The organism is Clostridium neonatale, assembly GCF_900465025.1.
Classification (GTDB): Bacteria; Bacillota; Clostridia; order Clostridiales; family Clostridiaceae; genus Clostridium; species Clostridium neonatale.
This window is the reverse complement of sequence record NZ_UICR01000001.1, coordinates 1885294-1901303: the sequence shown is the minus strand read 5'-3', so window position 1 is coordinate 1901303 and position 16010 is coordinate 1885294. Positions and strand designations below refer to the sequence as shown.

At 27.2% G+C, this 16010-nt stretch carries 19 protein-coding genes; 4 read left to right on the top strand and 15 right to left on the bottom strand.

The genetic code is table 11. The features are described 5' to 3' along the window. The first annotated feature begins 6 nt into the window (after positions 1 to 6). Complete coding sequence (locus CNEONATNEC86_RS08765; RefSeq protein ID WP_159116077.1) at positions 7 to 414, top strand: secondary thiamine-phosphate synthase enzyme YjbQ; 408 nt, start codon at positions 7 to 9, stop codon at positions 412 to 414. A gap of 250 nt (positions 415 to 664) precedes the next feature. On the opposite strand, the gene CNEONATNEC86_RS08760 is transcribed toward CNEONATNEC86_RS08765, so the two are convergent. Next, a complete protein-coding gene (locus CNEONATNEC86_RS08760; protein WP_058294860.1) occupies positions 665 to 868 on the bottom strand; it encodes a heavy-metal-associated domain-containing protein in 204 nt (67 codons plus the stop codon). 17 nt (positions 869 to 885) lie between these two features. Then, entirely contained in the window at positions 886 to 1524 is a 639-nt protein-coding gene (locus CNEONATNEC86_RS08755; protein WP_058294859.1) for a phage integrase SAM-like domain-containing protein, read from the bottom strand. 219 nt (positions 1525 to 1743) lie between these two features. Here CNEONATNEC86_RS08755 and CNEONATNEC86_RS08750 point away from each other — a divergent pair, with 219 nt between their 5' ends. After that, complete coding sequence (locus CNEONATNEC86_RS08750; protein WP_058294858.1) at positions 1744 to 2415, top strand: GTP pyrophosphokinase; 672 nt, start codon at positions 1744 to 1746, stop codon at positions 2413 to 2415. Positions 2416 to 2480: 65 nt separating this feature from the next. Here CNEONATNEC86_RS08750 and CNEONATNEC86_RS08745 read toward each other — a convergent pair whose 3' ends face one another. Together CNEONATNEC86_RS08745 and CNEONATNEC86_RS08740 are read right to left on the bottom strand one after the other, a co-directional pair. Continuing rightward, complete coding sequence (locus CNEONATNEC86_RS08745) at positions 2481 to 3077, bottom strand: SH3 domain-containing protein (protein WP_058296891.1); 597 nt, start codon at positions 3075 to 3077, stop codon at positions 2481 to 2483. Positions 3078 to 3537: 460 nt separating this feature from the next. After that, complete coding sequence (locus tag CNEONATNEC86_RS08740) at positions 3538 to 4038, bottom strand: 3D domain-containing protein (protein WP_097919261.1); 501 nt, start codon at positions 4036 to 4038, stop codon at positions 3538 to 3540. 112 nt (positions 4039 to 4150) lie between these two features. Between CNEONATNEC86_RS08740 and lepB the strand changes: the two genes are divergently transcribed. Beyond that, complete coding sequence (gene lepB / locus CNEONATNEC86_RS08735) at positions 4151 to 4675, top strand: signal peptidase I (protein WP_058294857.1); 525 nt, start codon at positions 4151 to 4153, stop codon at positions 4673 to 4675. 82 nt (positions 4676 to 4757) lie between these two features. On the opposite strand, the gene CNEONATNEC86_RS08730 is transcribed toward lepB, so the two are convergent. From CNEONATNEC86_RS08730 to CNEONATNEC86_RS08710, 5 genes are all read right to left on the bottom strand, one after another. Further along, positions 4758 to 6473: a ribonuclease J gene (locus tag CNEONATNEC86_RS08730; protein WP_058294856.1), complete on the bottom strand. Its 1716-nt coding sequence runs from the start codon at positions 6471 to 6473 to the stop codon at positions 4758 to 4760. Between the two features lie 255 nt (positions 6474 to 6728). After that, positions 6729 to 6953, bottom strand: a complete 225-nt coding sequence (locus CNEONATNEC86_RS08725) for a hypothetical protein (protein ID WP_058294855.1) — start codon at positions 6951 to 6953, stop codon at positions 6729 to 6731. A gap of 36 nt (positions 6954 to 6989) precedes the next feature. Next, entirely contained in the window at positions 6990 to 7826 is an 837-nt protein-coding gene (locus CNEONATNEC86_RS08720) for a flagellin N-terminal helical domain-containing protein (RefSeq protein WP_159136073.1), read from the bottom strand. A gap of 140 nt (positions 7827 to 7966) precedes the next feature. Then, on the bottom strand, positions 7967 to 8341 hold the full coding sequence (locus CNEONATNEC86_RS08715; RefSeq protein ID WP_058294854.1) for a hypothetical protein: 375 nt from the start codon (positions 8339 to 8341) through the stop codon (positions 7967 to 7969). A gap of 140 nt (positions 8342 to 8481) precedes the next feature. Beyond that, complete coding sequence (locus CNEONATNEC86_RS08710) at positions 8482 to 9867, bottom strand: L,D-transpeptidase family protein (protein ID WP_058294853.1); 1386 nt, start codon at positions 9865 to 9867, stop codon at positions 8482 to 8484. Positions 9868 to 10046: 179 nt separating this feature from the next. Here CNEONATNEC86_RS08710 and CNEONATNEC86_RS08705 point away from each other — a divergent pair, with 179 nt between their 5' ends. After that, complete coding sequence (locus tag CNEONATNEC86_RS08705) at positions 10047 to 10265, top strand: ground-like protein (RefSeq protein WP_125148436.1); 219 nt, start codon at positions 10047 to 10049, stop codon at positions 10263 to 10265. A 140-nt stretch (positions 10266 to 10405) separates the two neighbouring features. Here CNEONATNEC86_RS08705 and CNEONATNEC86_RS08700 read toward each other — a convergent pair whose 3' ends face one another. From CNEONATNEC86_RS08700 to uvsE, 6 genes are all read right to left on the bottom strand, one after another. Continuing rightward, the gene (locus CNEONATNEC86_RS08700) at positions 10406 to 11206 is read right to left on the bottom strand and encodes a tetratricopeptide repeat protein (protein WP_058294851.1); all 801 of its coding nucleotides are present in this window, start codon (positions 11204 to 11206) and stop codon (positions 10406 to 10408) included. A gap of 147 nt (positions 11207 to 11353) precedes the next feature. After that, positions 11354 to 11563 (bottom strand): hypothetical protein, encoded by a 210-nt coding sequence (locus CNEONATNEC86_RS08695; protein WP_125148438.1) that lies wholly within the window; start codon positions 11561 to 11563, stop codon positions 11354 to 11356. A 291-nt stretch (positions 11564 to 11854) separates the two neighbouring features. Beyond that, the gene (locus tag CNEONATNEC86_RS08690; RefSeq protein ID WP_058294849.1) at positions 11855 to 13072 is read right to left on the bottom strand and encodes a peptidase U32 family protein; all 1218 of its coding nucleotides are present in this window, start codon (positions 13070 to 13072) and stop codon (positions 11855 to 11857) included. Positions 13073 to 13101: 29 nt separating this feature from the next. Beyond that, positions 13102 to 13821 (bottom strand): hypothetical protein, encoded by a 720-nt coding sequence (locus CNEONATNEC86_RS08685; RefSeq protein WP_125148439.1) that lies wholly within the window; start codon positions 13819 to 13821, stop codon positions 13102 to 13104. A gap of 523 nt (positions 13822 to 14344) precedes the next feature. Further along, positions 14345 to 14893 carry a cell wall-binding protein gene (locus CNEONATNEC86_RS21815; RefSeq protein ID WP_370468881.1) on the bottom strand — a complete coding sequence of 183 codons (549 nt, stop codon included), beginning with the start codon at positions 14891 to 14893 and terminating at the stop codon, positions 14345 to 14347. A 99-nt stretch (positions 14894 to 14992) separates the two neighbouring features. Further along, a complete protein-coding gene (gene uvsE, locus CNEONATNEC86_RS08675; RefSeq protein ID WP_058294846.1) occupies positions 14993 to 15955 on the bottom strand; it encodes a UV DNA damage repair endonuclease UvsE in 963 nt (320 codons plus the stop codon). Positions 15956 to 16010: the final 55 nt, after the last annotated feature.

Genomic DNA, 16010 nt, shown 5'->3' with positions numbered 1-16010 from the left:
GTTTGTATGTCAAATTTATTTAAACATTCACTAACAATATCTAATAGGCAGGATTTTATAAATATTACTTCTTATATAAAAGATGATATAAAGCAAAGTAAAATACTTAATGGAATTGTTATATTATACTGTCCGCATACTACTGCTGGCATTACAATAAATGAAAATGTAGATCCTGATGTAGTACATGATTGCATTTATGGATTTGAAAAAGTTTATCCAACATTTGATAAAAATTATAAACATTTCGAGGGAAATTCACATGCACATTTAAAATCATCTACAGTAGGTGTTTCTCAGATTCTAATTCTACATAATGGCAGTTTAATACTTGGAACATGGCAAGATGTTTATTTTTGTGAATTTGACGGTCCACGAAATAGAACCTTTTATGTAAAAATATTAGAAGGATAATCTTTCTTTATTAGCAGTATTTTATTGTTCCTATATATGATATAGATTATAAATTTTATTGTTCTAAATTTATTCTATAATTTCGTGAATAAATAATAATCACCGCATAGCAAGTGGTTTTATGTTTCGCATTCGCTCAACAGAGTAAAGTCCATAATAAAAACTCCTAAAAACATTAATGATGTTTTTAGGAGTCTCTATTTCCTTGTTACTTAATACAGATTGAGAGTTTTTCACTTATCCCCGCGAATTATTCCACCTCATGCCCGGTATTTTCAATGCATTTTTTTATTTCTTGACTAGTTGCAGGATTATTGTAAGCAACCTCTACGGTTCCTCGAGCTAAATCAACGCAAACATTATTAACCCCTTCAATTTTATCAAGTGCATTTTTGACTTGAGTTTTCATTTCTTCATTTGCTAGGCCATTAACATTATAATGTTCTTTTTTCATTTTTATTTCTCCCTTCTTTATTCAAGTTCATCTAATAGTTTTTCCATTTTTTTTATTTCTTTTATTTGATTCTTTTTAGAATCTTTATAAAGTTTAACTATTCCCTTATCTTCATTATATTTTTCTATATTATCTAACATCTTTACAGTAAATTTACCATGACAAATAATATTCTTTAAGAACACCCTATCAACAATATCTTCTTTACAATCATTTTCCATCTCTTCAATCATTTCATTATATATCTCAAGGTATTCTTTTAAATATTTTTCTTCTTTGAGCTTATCTTTTGTTAAATTATTTTTTATGCAATCTAATATTGGTTCAGCATTACTAATGTTTTCAAGAGAATTACGTATACATTTTTTAGCTTCATTTCTTACTTCTTTACTGTCACCATACTTAATTAAGTTTTCACTTAACCCAATCTTTATCTTATTTGCATAAATAAATTGATTTAAAAAATCAACAGTAATATCTTCTGTATGTATATCACATACTTTTTCACATTCTTTTAAGCTTTTAATTATTTCTTTATGTGAATCCATATACTCTTGTTTTTTTTCTTTACTTTCAGCAAATATACTAATACTAGAAGATAAACTTACAATAACCCCTAAAACAAATATCATTAAATTCCTTACGATTTTTTTCATATGCTTACTACAATATAATATGTAGTATTCACCTCCTTAAGTAGTAATAAATCCTCATTTTATTATTTAGTATTTTTTTATGTTATATACTAGAATATATTGTTAATATTTTATTATCTTTTAAATTATCTATTTAGATATTAAAGAAAATATTATATAATTATTATATAATGAAATGTTTACATAGTAATTAGAGCTAGATTGAAAGGAGAATTATTTATGGATGATGTAACAGTTGAGCAAAAAATTTTTTTATCTAGCAAAGATGGTAATAATGATGTAGAAGAAAAATTTGATGAAATGGCTGGTTTTTTATTGCTTTATCATTCAGCAGTAAAAGAGGTAAAAACAAAACTTGAAATTTTAGATGAAGAATTTAAAATAAAAAGGAAACGTAATCCTATTGAATATATGAAATCTAGAATTAAAACTCCAAAAAGTATAATGTCCAAACTTGAGAGAAAAGGATTTGAAATAAGTATAGCATCTGCTAAGAATAACTTGCATGATATTGCAGGTGTCCGTGTCATATGCTCATTTGTTGATGATATTTATGAAGTTGCAAATACACTTATTAAACAAGATGATATTATATTAATAGAAGAAAAAGACTACATAAAAAATCCAAAACCTAATGGTTATAGAAGCCTACACTTAGTTGTACAAGTTCCTGTATTTTTTTCTGAACATGTAGAACTAGTAAGAGTTGAAGTTCAAATCAGAACCATTGCTATGGATTTTTGGGCAAGTCTTGAACATAAGTTATATTATAAAACAGAAAAAAATGCTTCTTTAGATATTAAACATGATTTAAAGGAATGTGCAGATGTTATATCTTCTACAGATCTTAAAATGCAGCAAATACAAAGACAAGTTGAATTTTTAGATTAAAAAATTTCATAAAATAAGAAGACTAGAAATCCTGAATCTTAAATTTCTAGTCTTCTTATTTTTTACTATTCCATTAAATAAATAGTAGCTTCTTTTCTTCCAAATGCGATTGCCTCTTCATATGATGGTACCCATACGTCAATAACGTATGTACCATCTTCTTTAACTTTAATTGCTCCACCTCTATCTTCCACATCGAAAATACCATCTGATTTTAAATTTGTAAGCTCTGGTATATATATTTTACTACCTAGAGGGATGTCTTTTGGAGCTGCGATAACACCAATTCTTGTATGAGTTTCCATAGCTGTTTTAGAACCCCATCCATCTGAACATCTTGGATCATCGCAATAAGCTGTTAATTCCGCCTTAATCGCTCTTTTAAATGTCGTGTTTTCTTCATAAACCTCATTAGGCGGAGTATTTTCATACTCTTCTACATAGTCTTCATGAACAAAACCTTGTATATCATTATATTTAATCTCATACCATTCATTAGTTTTACTCAATATCTCAAATGTCATACCATTCATTAAAACAGTACTTGCTCCACTGTTTATGTCAGGCGTTTCTCTTACACATAAATTTGATTCAACATCTACTACTTGACCATAAGGTAGTAATTTTTGTTTTTCTTCCTTTACTGTAAGTTGATTCATCATACTAACCGTATAATTATTATTTTGATTAGTATTTACTTTAGGCGTTTCGCTTTTAGAATATTCTATGTTTCTATTTATAGATTCACCTTTAACTCCTTTAGCAGAATATAAAGACATTCCTATAACTAGTGAGATTGCACCAAATGCACATCCCCTAAACATATATTTCTTTAAGTTCGACAAATAACCACTCCTTGTTTCTTTTTTGCAATTTTTCTAGAAATTAATCTTTAAAATAAAAAATTGCAGTGACATCGACATGGCATGAATTATTATAGTATATAATTGTTATTTATGCAAAGCAATAACATTCCTTAATTGGTCTTTTATATTTTTTATGTATTTTAAATCCAATTTATTCTTGATTTCTAGCCTTTTTTATGCATAATTTTTTCTAATGTAGGCAAAATATTTATTCTATTTTTTTATCTAAATATATTATTTTATGCTCTATTTAATATTATTCCTGTAAATATACTGTGCATTTCTTTCTTCCAAACTTTTCAACTTCATCATGATTTGAAATCCATACATCTATTATATATGTTCCATCATCTTTAATTTTTACTGCACTCCCCCTATCTTCTACAGAAAACATTCCATTAGCGGCATAATCTTTGAGAATAGGAATATATATTTTACTTCCTAATTCTATTTCTTTTGGTGCTGCAACAACCCCTACCCTTGTCCTAGTCTGCATTGCAGTAATATCTCCCCACTCTTCTGAACACTCTTTACAATTACAATAAGCTGTTAATTCCGCATCTATTTTTATAAATTTTTCATCATCAACAATAGTATTCATATCATCTTTCACTTCTTTTATCACTTCGTTTTGTATTTCTTTTCTTTTATTAATAGTTTTTTGCTCGTTAGCAAACGTTATATATGCTAAAAATCCACCTATAAACATTGAAAAAATAATACATAAACTACACAATACCTTTTTTGAATAAAACAAACTCTGATTCTCCTCGTATATTTTTTATAAGTTTTGTTTAATTACACAAAATAATGTTAATAATATCCATAGTAATATCTTTTAAATTGTTCACAGAAAGGATGTACTAATAATGAATATTAAAACTATACTCTCTTCTCTTATTAAACTTTTTGTTGCCTCTTTAATATTATTCGTATTATTTTTTAAAACCTTTGGTATAACAGTAGTTAAAGGATTTTCTATGAATAACACTATTGATAATGAAGATGTGGTACTTCTAGATATGTATACGTATCAAGATAATCTTCCTAATTATGAAGATGTTGTTATAGTAAAAAGAAATTATTCTAATATTGATTATTCATATAAAAATAAATTTCTAATTAAAAGAGTTATCGGCTTGCCTAATGATAAAATTGATATATTAAATAATAAATTATATAGAAATAATAAATTGGTCTCTGAGTCATACATAAAAGAACCTATGGAATGCGAAAACATGACCTTTTATATTCCTAAAGGTAAAATATTTGTAATGGGTGATAATAGAAACGATAGTTTAGACAGTAGAAGCAATAAAATAGGTTTTATTGATGTTGATCATCAGCTTTATGCAAAAGCTATATATGATATAAGCCAAAATAAAAGAATATGAAGAAAAAATTCTTTACTTTAAAAATAAAGAGACCAACAAGAAGATATATTAAATAAATCTTCTTGTTGGTCTCTTTTCATTTTTATACTTCAACAATAACCGGTAAAATCATAGGTTTTCTTTTAATCTTTGAATAAATATATGATCCAACATCTTTTCTTATTGTATTTTTCATTTCTGACCACTGAGTTATATTTTTTTCAAGACAATTTCCCACTATTCTCAAAGCTTCATTTCTTAATTCATTTATTAGTTCTTCACTATCTCTCACGTAAACAAATCCTCTTGTTATTACATCTGGGCCAGATATTATAAATTTATTCTTTTTATCTATAACAGTAACTATAGTTATTATGCCATCTTGCGATAGATTTTTCCTATCTCTAAGAACTATATTACCAACATCACCTATTCCCATTCCATCAATAAGAACTCTACCTGATGGAACCTTTCCTGCTATTTTACCTCTATTTTTATAAAGTTCAAAAACATCACCAATTTCTAATATAAAAATCTTATTTTCATCTACTCCCATATCTTGTGCTATTTTGCTATGAGCTCTTAACTGCTTATATTCTCCATGAACAGGTAAAAAGAATTTGGGTTTAAGAAGGGCTTGAATAAGTCTTAATTCTTGCTCACAAGCATGACCTGATACATGAATATCTTCAATCGCCTTATAAATTACATTAGCACCTTTCTCTGTTAATGAATTTATAACATTAGAAACTGATTTTTCATTTCCTGGAATCGGAGTAGCAGATATTATAACCATATCACCTTTTTGTATCTGTATATTTCTATGAGTAGCTGAGGCAATCCTTGTTAAAGCCGACATTGGTTCTCCTTGACTTCCTGTAGTTACAATAGTTATTCTTTCATCTGAATAATTATTTATTTCATCAAGACTAATTATCATTCCATCTGGAACATTTAAATATCCAAGTTCCATTGAGACTTCTGATATTTTCTCCATACTTCTTCCACTAAACGCTATTTTTCTATTGTGCTTTTCACATGCATTGACTATTTGCTGTAATCTATGAATATTAGATGCAAATGTAGCAACTATAATTCTTCCTGTTGCTTGTAAAAATAGTCTTTCTAATGTTTCACCAACTGTTTTTTCCGACATGGTATATCCTGGCTTAATAGCGTTAGTACTATCTGCCATTAATAATAGCACTCCTTTTTTCCCAAGCTGTGCATACCTAGCCAAATCCATAACTTTATTATCTATTGGTGTAAAGTCAACTTTAAAATCTCCACTATGAACAATTACACCTAATGGTGTGTGTAACGCTATTGAACAGCTATCCGCTATACTATGATTATTTCTTATAAATTCCACCTTAAAATTATCAAGTTCAACTATTTCGCCTGGCTCTACAACATTTAATGTACAATCACTTAAAATATTATGTTCAGTAAGTTTACTTTCTATCAAACCTATTGTTAGCTTTGTGCCATAAATAGGTACATTAATTTGCTTAAGAACGTAAGGCAAACCTCCAATATGATCTTCGTGTCCATGTGTTATAAAAAAACCTTTAACTTTATGACTATTATTAATAAGATATGTTACATCAGGTATAACAATATCTATACCATATAATTCTTCATCTGGGAATGATAATCCACAGTCTATTACCACTATTTCATTTTCATATTCAAATGCAGTAATATTCTTTCCTATTTCTCCAAGCCCACCTAATGGGATTATTTTTACTTTCTTTCTATTAGGTATATATTTTCGCTTCTTCTTTACTTGTTTTTTTTCAATATTATTATTTTCCAATTTTGTACTCCTTAAAATTCCATTTTCTCTACTATATTTTTCTTAATTATACATTTTACTTTATATACATGCAAGTATGCTTGTACTTTAAAAATATTATTTAAAATATTATTCAATATATAACATTACTTTTTTATTATTACTTTTTAATTTTATTTTATTCATATTTATGTAGAATAAAAAATAGACTGCACCAAATTACATACTCATTCTGATGTAGCCATTTTTATTAACTCTGATAATCATATTATATTGTCACTCACTCTCTTTTTCTGGACCATATACCCATTTTGCTTTAACATAATTATCATTTGTTGTAAATGTATCTACTTTTAATTCTTCTGATTTAGCTTTAATAGTATTTGTGCTTTCTTTTTGTTCTGTAGCCTGTTCATCTGAATCTACAGTTTCTTTATTTCCACAAGAAATCAAATTTAAAGTAAGCACTAAAATACAAAAAATATATATTATTTTTTTCATTTTTACGTCAATCCTTTTCAATAATTTCAAATTATTTTACATTGAATCTAACAATTTTAAAATAAAATTGGATTCTTGATTTGCTTGTGTCAACATACTAATTCCCACATCCATTAATAACTTAGACTTTACATATTCCATCATTTCTTTTGCTATATCTGTATCTCTAATTCTGCTTTCAGCAGATTGTAAATTTTCTGCTGTATTATCTAATGAAGAAATAGTATGCTCTAATCTATTTTGAACTGCGCCTAGAGTAGCTCTTATGCCAGATGTATAATATATGGCATTTTCTATTTTAGATAGGGCACTTTTAGCATCATCTTCTGTCTCTATACTGATATGTTGAATGCCAAGATCATTTAATGTAGCTCCTTCAATATCAACAGATATTATTTGATTCGCTTTATTTCCAACTTGTAAATTAAGACCATCTGACCCCTTCTTTTTATCAAATGATCCATCAAGAAGTGTCATTCCATTAAATTCTGTATCTTTTACAATTCTGTTTATTTCTTTTTTCAGCTCTTGTAGTTCCTTATCTATAAGTTTTCTATCACTATTTGTATAAGTTCCATTAGCAGCTTGAACTGCTAGTGTCTTCATTCTTTGAAGCATACTATGAGTCTCATTTACAGAGCCTTCGGCTGTTTGCATTAACGATATTCCATCTTGTGCATTCCTGCTTGCTTGAGTCAAACCATTAATCTGACCTCTCATTTTTTCTGATATAGCAAGCCCTGCTGCATCATCACCAGCTCTGTTTATTCTAAGACCAGAAGATAGTTTTTCTATGCTTTTACCCAAAAGATCATTATTTATACCAATATATCTAAGAGCAAACATAGCATTTAAATTATTTCTTATTGACATTCCCATCTGAATCACCCCTTTCTCACATTTGTGAATTTACCCTATATTTTTTTATCGAATAAATAATTTGGTAATTTACCATAAAATAAAAAGATGTTGTATCAAATTCACTATTTCTGATACAACATCTTTTCAACATTCTAATTAAAATAATCTAGTAATATTTTTTTATCTAATTCTTCAATATCACAGTCATCTATTCTACTTTTATTGATCCATTTTGCTTCATCATATGATTTATCTAGAATGAATTTTTCCTTTAATGTTCCTATATAAACCTTTATAGCTTCATCTTCATTTATTTTATATTCTTTAAATTCTTTATTGTCAAACACTATTGTTTTCAAAACATCCTTAGCAGCTCTTGCAAGACACTTTTCATCACTTTCTTTTCCTCTAATCTTTTGTTCTAATAAAGTCCATTTAGAAATAGTACCTCTTTTAGCCTTCCTTTTCATTATCAATACATTATTAAAATCATCCTTTATTAATTGTATACATCCTATAAACTTCATTTAAATATCCCCCTTTTTATTCAAGTAGTTTTCTAAGTATCATTTTTTCTATATTTAATATGATTATATTATACATTATCAAACACTATATTTAAACACTATATTTAAACACTATTTATAAGATATGATAAAAACTTGGTTTAATAATAGCAAATAATTGGAGTTCCTGGTTCAATATTATTAAATATTGTTTCTGCAACTGCATATGGAGCATTAACACATCCATGTGAACCATTTGTTAAATATATTTGTCCACCAAATTCATTTCTCCATGTTGCATCATGTATTCCTATATTATTGTTAAATGGCATCCAAAAATTCACTGGCGAACTATAATTTTCTCCAACTAAGGTAGCATTTCTTTCTCTATAGTTTAATCTATATGTTCCAACAGGTGTTGACCAATTATTACTTGCATTTCCTGTTACAACATCACCCTCTGTTATAAGATTTCCATTTTTATAGAACCACATGTGTTGTTTAGTCATATTTATCTCAACATATGTATCTCCAATATCATTTTTTGCTCTTGATACTGCTGTTTGTGAATATATAGGCTCCCTTTCTATTGATTTATTTTCTTTAAGATCCTTAACTAATTCATCAACCTCTTTAGGTTGATCAATAATCCATCCATAATTCCCCCCACTAACTTTAATCTTATCCCCATCTGTTGTGAGAAAATCTCTATTTCCACCAAATGTATTGTATTTACTTGCTAATTTATAAACATATTCTTTAATTTTCTCTTTATCAAAATTTATTTCAAAATCTTCTCCTACATTAAGCCAATTACTAATTATACTACCATCAACAATTTCTTTTTCGTCTCCAACATCATATGTAATTGTAAGATCTATCATTGAATTCAACTTATCTTTAGCATCAATTACTTCTTTAGAGTCTTTTGTATAATTAGGATTTTCATAACAATTCTCTTCTTCCAAATCTAATATATGTTCGCCGTTTTTTATAGCATTTATGATCTTTTCACGAAGAACTTCCTTATTTACTTTTGTTCCTACAACTTCGTTTGTAATCTCAAATTTATTATTCTTAAATTCAAAATTCGCATCTTTAGGTTCAACTATGTTTCCAACGTCAAAATATGTAAGATTATCAATATAATCATCTAATAAGCTTTCATTATAAGAAACCATGTCTATTGTCAAATTGCTATTTTTATTAAAAAATCCTAAAAACCATGTAAACGGATTTTGGCTCTTTTTTATTTTTTTTAGATCATCATTTGATTTATAAGATAATTCAATATCATTTCCTTTAATTTCATCATTAACGTTTTCTCTACCATGTAATTGCAGTGTATATTCATTTATTTCTGATGATATTGTATTATTAGCTTCTTTTACGGTCTGTCCTGACACATTAATGCAGTTGACTACAGAATTATAATAAAAATGATTACTAAAATAAATTGATATACTTAAATATATTATAGCTAAAGGTGAAAGAAAAATTATTGTTTTTTTCCATAAATCAGCCTTATTCTTTTTTTTTCTACTCATCCAAAACTTCCCCCTAACATATTATATATTATACTATAAATTTGTTAGAATAAAACTAATTATTAATACTTTATCAAATTGATTATTTGAAGCATTTTTTTAACATAATATTGTAACACATATCTATTATGTCGAATATATTATTAATATAAAAAATAATCAAAAAGGAGATTATGTATATGTCACGTTGCAATTCAGATAGAGATACTTCAAACAGAAGAAGAAGAAGATGTAGAAGAAGATGTAGAAGATGTTGTTGTTGCAATAATTCTAATCGTAGATCTAACAATAATTTTAATAATCGTTTTGGTAGATTTAACAATGGTTTTGGTTGCTGTGGCCTTGGTGGCTTTGGTGGCTTTGGCGGCCTTGGATTATGGCCACTTTTATTCCTATAATATTTAAATAATATTATCAATTATATTCTTAATAATATCATCAATAATAACAAAATAGTTATTTTCACCTCTCCAAGTTTTAAAATGTAAAATAAAAATGGACTTATAAAAATATATTGATTTTTATAAGTCCTCCATTTTTAACTAAACATTTTTTTTAATGCAATCTGAGCCTTCTCAAGACCTTGCTGAGCTGCTTTTTTATACCACGAATAAGACAAACTGTAATTTCGTTTTATCCCTTTTCCTAAATAGTGCATCCCAGCCAAATTATATTGTGCATAAGAATAGCCTTGATATGCAGCTTTTTCATACCATTTAGCTGCGATCCTAAAATCTTGTTCTACTCCAATTCCTTCTTCATACATATATCCCAAAATATTTTGTGCTTTAGAATATCCTTGCATGGCAGATTTTTCATAAAGCATAAATGCTTTACTATAATTTGTATTAACACCTTTACCGTGCATATATAAATTTCCCAAATTATATTGTGCAAAACAGTCTCCTTGCTTTTCAGCTTCCAAGTACCACTTTTCTGCCTCTTTATAATTTTGCTCAGTACCTTCACCGTCTTCAAACATGCATCCTAAATTACATTGAGCATCAACATGACCTTTAAATGCAGCTCTTTTAAAATATTTTAAAGCATTTTCATAGTCTATTTTTGTACCAAGTCCATAATAATACATATACCCTAGATTGTATTCTGCAATACTATATCCTTGGCTTGCTGATCTTTTATACCATTTTATTGCCTTCTCATAATTTTGTTCTCCTAGTTCACCGTTGTAATATCTGTCTCCAAGACTATTTTGAGCTTTTTTATTTCCCCTTTCTGCATATTTCATAAGAATCCTAAGATTACAGTCTTCAAAATTTATATCTGCATTCTTATATTCCTCAATAAATTCATTAATAGATAATAATACTCCACCCAAATTCTCATCCCCCAGTATTCATTATTATGTAAATAAATATTTTTTATTTTACTTTGTTAACCCTCATAATAAATTTATAACATATAACTTCTAACATTTCTACATATGATATTGTTTTCGTACATATATTTTTTTAAAACTTATATATTACCTTATAAAATCATCAATATATTTCGAAAATATAACATATTTAACAAAGTCCTGAACATTGCTTTTTTGACAGTTTGCTAATTTTCTAACAATATTTTTTTCTTCCGTTGTTAATCTTATACAAATAAATTCATCATTGAAAACTTCATATTTTATCTTCATTAGCACTGCCTTTTTTATATTTCTAAAAAACTTCTTAATATCCATATCGTATCCCACCTATTTTAAATATTGTTGATTTTTATAAATTTCCTTTAATATATATGATAAATTCTATTATAGTATGACTATGATTTAGTAATTACTTGTATATAAATTGGAAATTTGGTAACAATATTAATTGCATGGTTCTCTGTATCTCCTAATTGCACAAATAAAAAAGACTGTCTCAAAAAATTTGAGACAGTTTTTTCTATTTGTGCTTAAACTTTAACATTAAGTAATCCCTGTTTAAATTCTGATCATTTTATATTAATTATATTCTTTATCCAAAATTTATTATGGTAAATTCTTAATTAATATATCATCTTTTTTGAGTTCTAATTCGCACTCTATAGTAAAAATCATTTCAGGAACATTGGCAGTTTCAATCTCATCACCGTCTGCATTTTTCATATTTTTGAGTTCTATAAGTTTATCATCGCCTTCTAATGCCAATAATTCAACTGTTTCACCATTATAAACCTTATTTTTTTCCTGTATAGTTGCAACTTTGGTATTAGAATCATAATCTTTAACTATTCCAACTATTTCGTATGCTCTAATGTATGATGAACTTCCATAACTTTGTTTAACTTCCTCATCAAAATAGAAACCTGTTGTAAATTCTCTATGACTTGGTTTAACTAGGTATTCCATCCATTTTGGATTAAATTTATATTCTTTTGGATTTTCAAAATATGTATCAATAGCTTGTCTGTATGCCTTTACCACAGAGGCTACATAGTATACACTTTTCATTCTCCCTTCAATTTTAAAAGAATTTATCCCTGCTTCAATAAGACTTGGTAAGTATTCTATCATACATAAATCTCTTGAATTCATTATATATGTTCCAGAGCCTTCATCTGTTTTTTCAATTAGCTCATTTCCATCTTCTTCATATAAATGATATTTATATCTACATGGTTGAGCACAAGCTCCTCTATTAGGATCTCTTCCTGTTAAATAATTTGATAACATACATTTACCTGAATATGCCATACACATAGACCCATGTATGAATGATTCAATTTCACATGTGTCTGGTAATTTTTCTCTCATTTCTTTTAATTCTTTCAATGTCATTTCTCTTGCTGTAACAACTCTTTTCACACCAAAATTATGCCAAAATTTTGCCATTTCATAATTCAAGCAACTAGCTTGAGTACTTAAGTGTATCTCTAGATTCGGAACAACTTTCTTGGCAATTGTCATAATTCCTGGATCTGCAATAATAGCTGCATCAATTCCAAGCTCGTATAATTCCTTAAGGTACTCTTCTATTCCTTCTAAATCTGAATCATGTGGAATTATGTTCAATGTTACATGAACTTTTTTACCTCTTGAGTGTGCAAATTCAATTCCCTCTTTTAATTGTTCAGTCGTAAAATTATCTGCATATGCTCTTAAATTTAACTTACTTCCTCCAAGATATACAGCATCAGCTCCAAATTCTATAGCTGTTTTAAGCTTCTCTAGATTTCCTGCTGGTGCTAAAAGCTCTGGTTTATTCATTTGATATATACTCCTCTTAATTACTAAAATTATATTCTTTTATGTGAAATTAAATATTTACTTATTCCTATCTTCGAAAGCTCCATCATCTTTATATATAAATCTTCACTTTCTTTTGATAATCCATCTGGTATAAGATCAAATTTATACCATAAATTAACAATATCTAATACATCATTTATATAATTTCTATTATCTATATACTTTAAATCATATCCATTTTCATCAATTATACTTGTATTATCATCTAATTCATATATCGGAATATGATATGATAGATATGGATTATTATTATTTTTAAATTTGTTAATATTGCTAATATTATTTTTATCTATATATCTTATTCCATTTACAAATACAGTATAATTATAAAATGATATTCCTTGTACATTACCACTCTTATCTAAAATACTTAAAAGCTCTATATCCGTCATTATTCTCCCATGAAATCCTCCAAATTCCAATCTTAAACTGTCATCATTAAATTCTTCACGTATTGGACAAAAACCTATAATAAATGTAAGTAAATCTGGAAATAGTGCATTTAGATTACTATTATAATATACTTTTTTATTTTTAATATAAATCCAATCATTTTCTAATAAAGTATGTATTTCTTTATTTAGTATTTCCACCTGATTTATATTATTTTTAACAAAATCACCTAATATATTTTGCCGGCTTTCATAATCCAGCCCCTTTATATTGAATTTTTTTAAATTTATTTCTTCTATCTTTTTATTTTTCATACTAAATCTACCTTTATTAGATTATTATTGTATTTATTATTATAGACAATACTTTTATTAATTATATATTTAATTATAACATAAACGTATTTTATTACTAATTGTTTTCATTGATATTTATATAAATTTTACTTAAGTTTCATATTAATAGTTCAAAATATCTAATTAAACTTAACTCCACAAATTTTTTTCAACGTAATAATTTCTTAAAGAATAAAAAAATCGCCAAGGCGACTATGATATAGTCTTCTATAAAAATACAAATCCAATAGAATACAATAGCTTTTATAAAACGTAATCCTTTAAGCCGTCGATTTTTTTCAGCGCACTCTGGATTTTCTGAGCTTGCCGAAGAAAAGACCAGGCGCATATAATTTATTTTTTATTCTTTAGGAACTATGCATTTAGTTTATTGCAATATTTTTAAAAATAACTTATCCACAGATTATCCATGAATATAATTTCCTAAAGAATAAAAAAACATAGCATAATGCTATAAGCTTATGTGCTATGTTTTTCCCTACTATCTCATTACTCCATCTGATCCAAGATAATATCCATCTACATATGTGTTACTTGCCATTTTACCACTGCTGTATAAGTAATACCAATAGCCATTTACATTAACCCATCCAGTTTTCATTATTCCACTTTCATCAAGGTAATACCAAGATCCACGTACATTCTTCCAACCAATAACTGGGGTACCTTTTTCAATAAGCATCCAATTTCCATCTGTTGTCATTGCCCAATAATCATATCTACTTCCTGTGCTAGGACTAATACTAACAACTTCCGGACCTGAAGTTGCTAATATCTGATCAAATGCTACTTCTTTTTCTTCTTTATCATCGTCGTCTTCATCTTCATCCTCGATTTGTGTTGTTGAAAATCTATTTTTATCTGATTCAACCTTATATTTACTCTTATTTATATCAGAATAGCTGTATCCTGGAGTCATATTTTCTAATTCTTCTTTATCATAATCATCTTTTGAGCTAGCTGCAAAAACAATGTTACATGGTAACATCATCGCTACTAATGCTCCTATAATAATTTTATTCCTATTCACAAAGACCATCTCCCAGCTTTACTTATATTGTTGTATTTAAAATCTTTTAATTTATTATCGTTATTTTTTGTATTTTACTTTATATGATATTAATATATTTTATAAATAAAAACTACTTGCATCAACCCATCTATATTCTGGCTTAAGCTTTTTTATATCTTCTACTAATTTATATAATGCTTCATCCTTTTGTTTGCATTCTAACATTACATCAAAACTTCTATCTATTTTTTTAGCTTTTTCAATAAATTCAATAAATTCTTTTGGATTAATATAATCAGCATGTCTTCTATCTTTCTCAAAATCCTTTGGCGACGAAAAGTGAACTTTAGGCGGGAGAACTTCTTTATTCCAAGTATTAAAAATATTCTCTAACATATATTCTAAATCTTCTCCTGAATTGTTACAATTATGGTGATGAACGTCCAAAACCATAGGTATTTTTAGTTTATTACACAACTCTAAAACTTCTTTTGCTGTATATGTTTTATCATCATTTTCTATTATTAAACGTGAAGCTATTTCTATAGGCATCTTTTTAAAATTATCTATAAATCTTATTATTCCATTTTCTTTTCCATATGTAGCTCCTCCTACATGTAGCACCATTTTCCCTTCAGGATAATTAAGATCCTCAAACCATTCCACTTGACACATTAAATTTCTTTTAGTGTTTTCAACAACTGATGGGTTAATACTATTTAATACATTAAATTCATCTGGATGTGTATCTACTCTCATGTTCGATTTTCGTATTAAATTTCCTAAATATTCAAAGTCCTTTTTAAATATCTCTCTATGTCCCCAATATCCAACTTCAGGATGAGTAACTAGAGGAACTAATGCTGAAGTTATTCTATAAAAATGTATATTATTATTAATGTTATATTTTAGGATTTTCTCTAAATCATTTAGATTAGATAAAGCAACTGTTTTTAATTTTTCTAACTTCTTCTCCTTGCTTTCTTGTTTATTATAATTTGTAAAAGTAACATTACTTGAAGCTGTAACTTTTTTACCAAGCTTCATTGAGATAGAAACATACCCTAATCTAATTAACATATTTATCACACCTTTAGTTTAGTTAAGTTAATTAGATATATTTTATGCATAACCT

What these genes read in the sequence shown, in the direction of transcription:
- CNEONATNEC86_RS08765 (WP_159116077.1), top strand. Translation starts at nt 7, where the DNA reads ATGTCAAATTTATTTAAACATTCACTAACAATATCTAATAGGCAGGAT.
- CNEONATNEC86_RS08760 (WP_058294860.1), bottom strand. Translation starts at nt 868, where the DNA reads ATGAAAAAAGAACATTATAATGTTAATGGCCTAGCAAATGAAGAAATG.
- CNEONATNEC86_RS08755 (WP_058294859.1), bottom strand. Translation starts at nt 1,524, where the DNA reads ATGAAAAAAATCGTAAGGAATTTAATGATATTTGTTTTAGGGGTTATT.
- CNEONATNEC86_RS08750 (WP_058294858.1), top strand. Translation starts at nt 1,744, where the DNA reads ATGGATGATGTAACAGTTGAGCAAAAAATTTTTTTATCTAGCAAAGAT.
- CNEONATNEC86_RS08745 (WP_058296891.1), bottom strand. Translation starts at nt 3,077, where the DNA reads ATGATGAATCAACTTACAGTAAAGGAAGAAAAACAAAAATTACTACCT.
- lepB (WP_058294857.1), top strand. Translation starts at nt 4,151, where the DNA reads ATGAATATTAAAACTATACTCTCTTCTCTTATTAAACTTTTTGTTGCC.
- CNEONATNEC86_RS08725 (WP_058294855.1), bottom strand. Translation starts at nt 6,953, where the DNA reads ATGAAAAAAATAATATATATTTTTTGTATTTTAGTGCTTACTTTAAAT.
- CNEONATNEC86_RS08720 (WP_159136073.1), bottom strand. Translation starts at nt 7,826, where the DNA reads ATGTCAATAAGAAATAATTTAAATGCTATGTTTGCTCTTAGATATATT.
- CNEONATNEC86_RS08715 (WP_058294854.1), bottom strand. Translation starts at nt 8,341, where the DNA reads ATGAAGTTTATAGGATGTATACAATTAATAAAGGATGATTTTAATAAT.
- CNEONATNEC86_RS08710 (WP_058294853.1), bottom strand. Translation starts at nt 9,867, where the DNA reads ATGAGTAGAAAAAAAAAGAATAAGGCTGATTTATGGAAAAAAACAATA.
- CNEONATNEC86_RS08705 (WP_125148436.1), top strand. Translation starts at nt 10,047, where the DNA reads ATGTCACGTTGCAATTCAGATAGAGATACTTCAAACAGAAGAAGAAGA.
- CNEONATNEC86_RS08695 (WP_125148438.1), bottom strand. Translation starts at nt 11,563, where the DNA reads ATGGATATTAAGAAGTTTTTTAGAAATATAAAAAAGGCAGTGCTAATG.
- CNEONATNEC86_RS08690 (WP_058294849.1), bottom strand. Translation starts at nt 13,072, where the DNA reads ATGAATAAACCAGAGCTTTTAGCACCAGCAGGAAATCTAGAGAAGCTT.
- CNEONATNEC86_RS08685 (WP_125148439.1), bottom strand. Translation starts at nt 13,821, where the DNA reads ATGAAAAATAAAAAGATAGAAGAAATAAATTTAAAAAAATTCAATATA.
- uvsE (WP_058294846.1), bottom strand. Translation starts at nt 15,955, where the DNA reads ATGTTAATTAGATTAGGGTATGTTTCTATCTCAATGAAGCTTGGTAAA.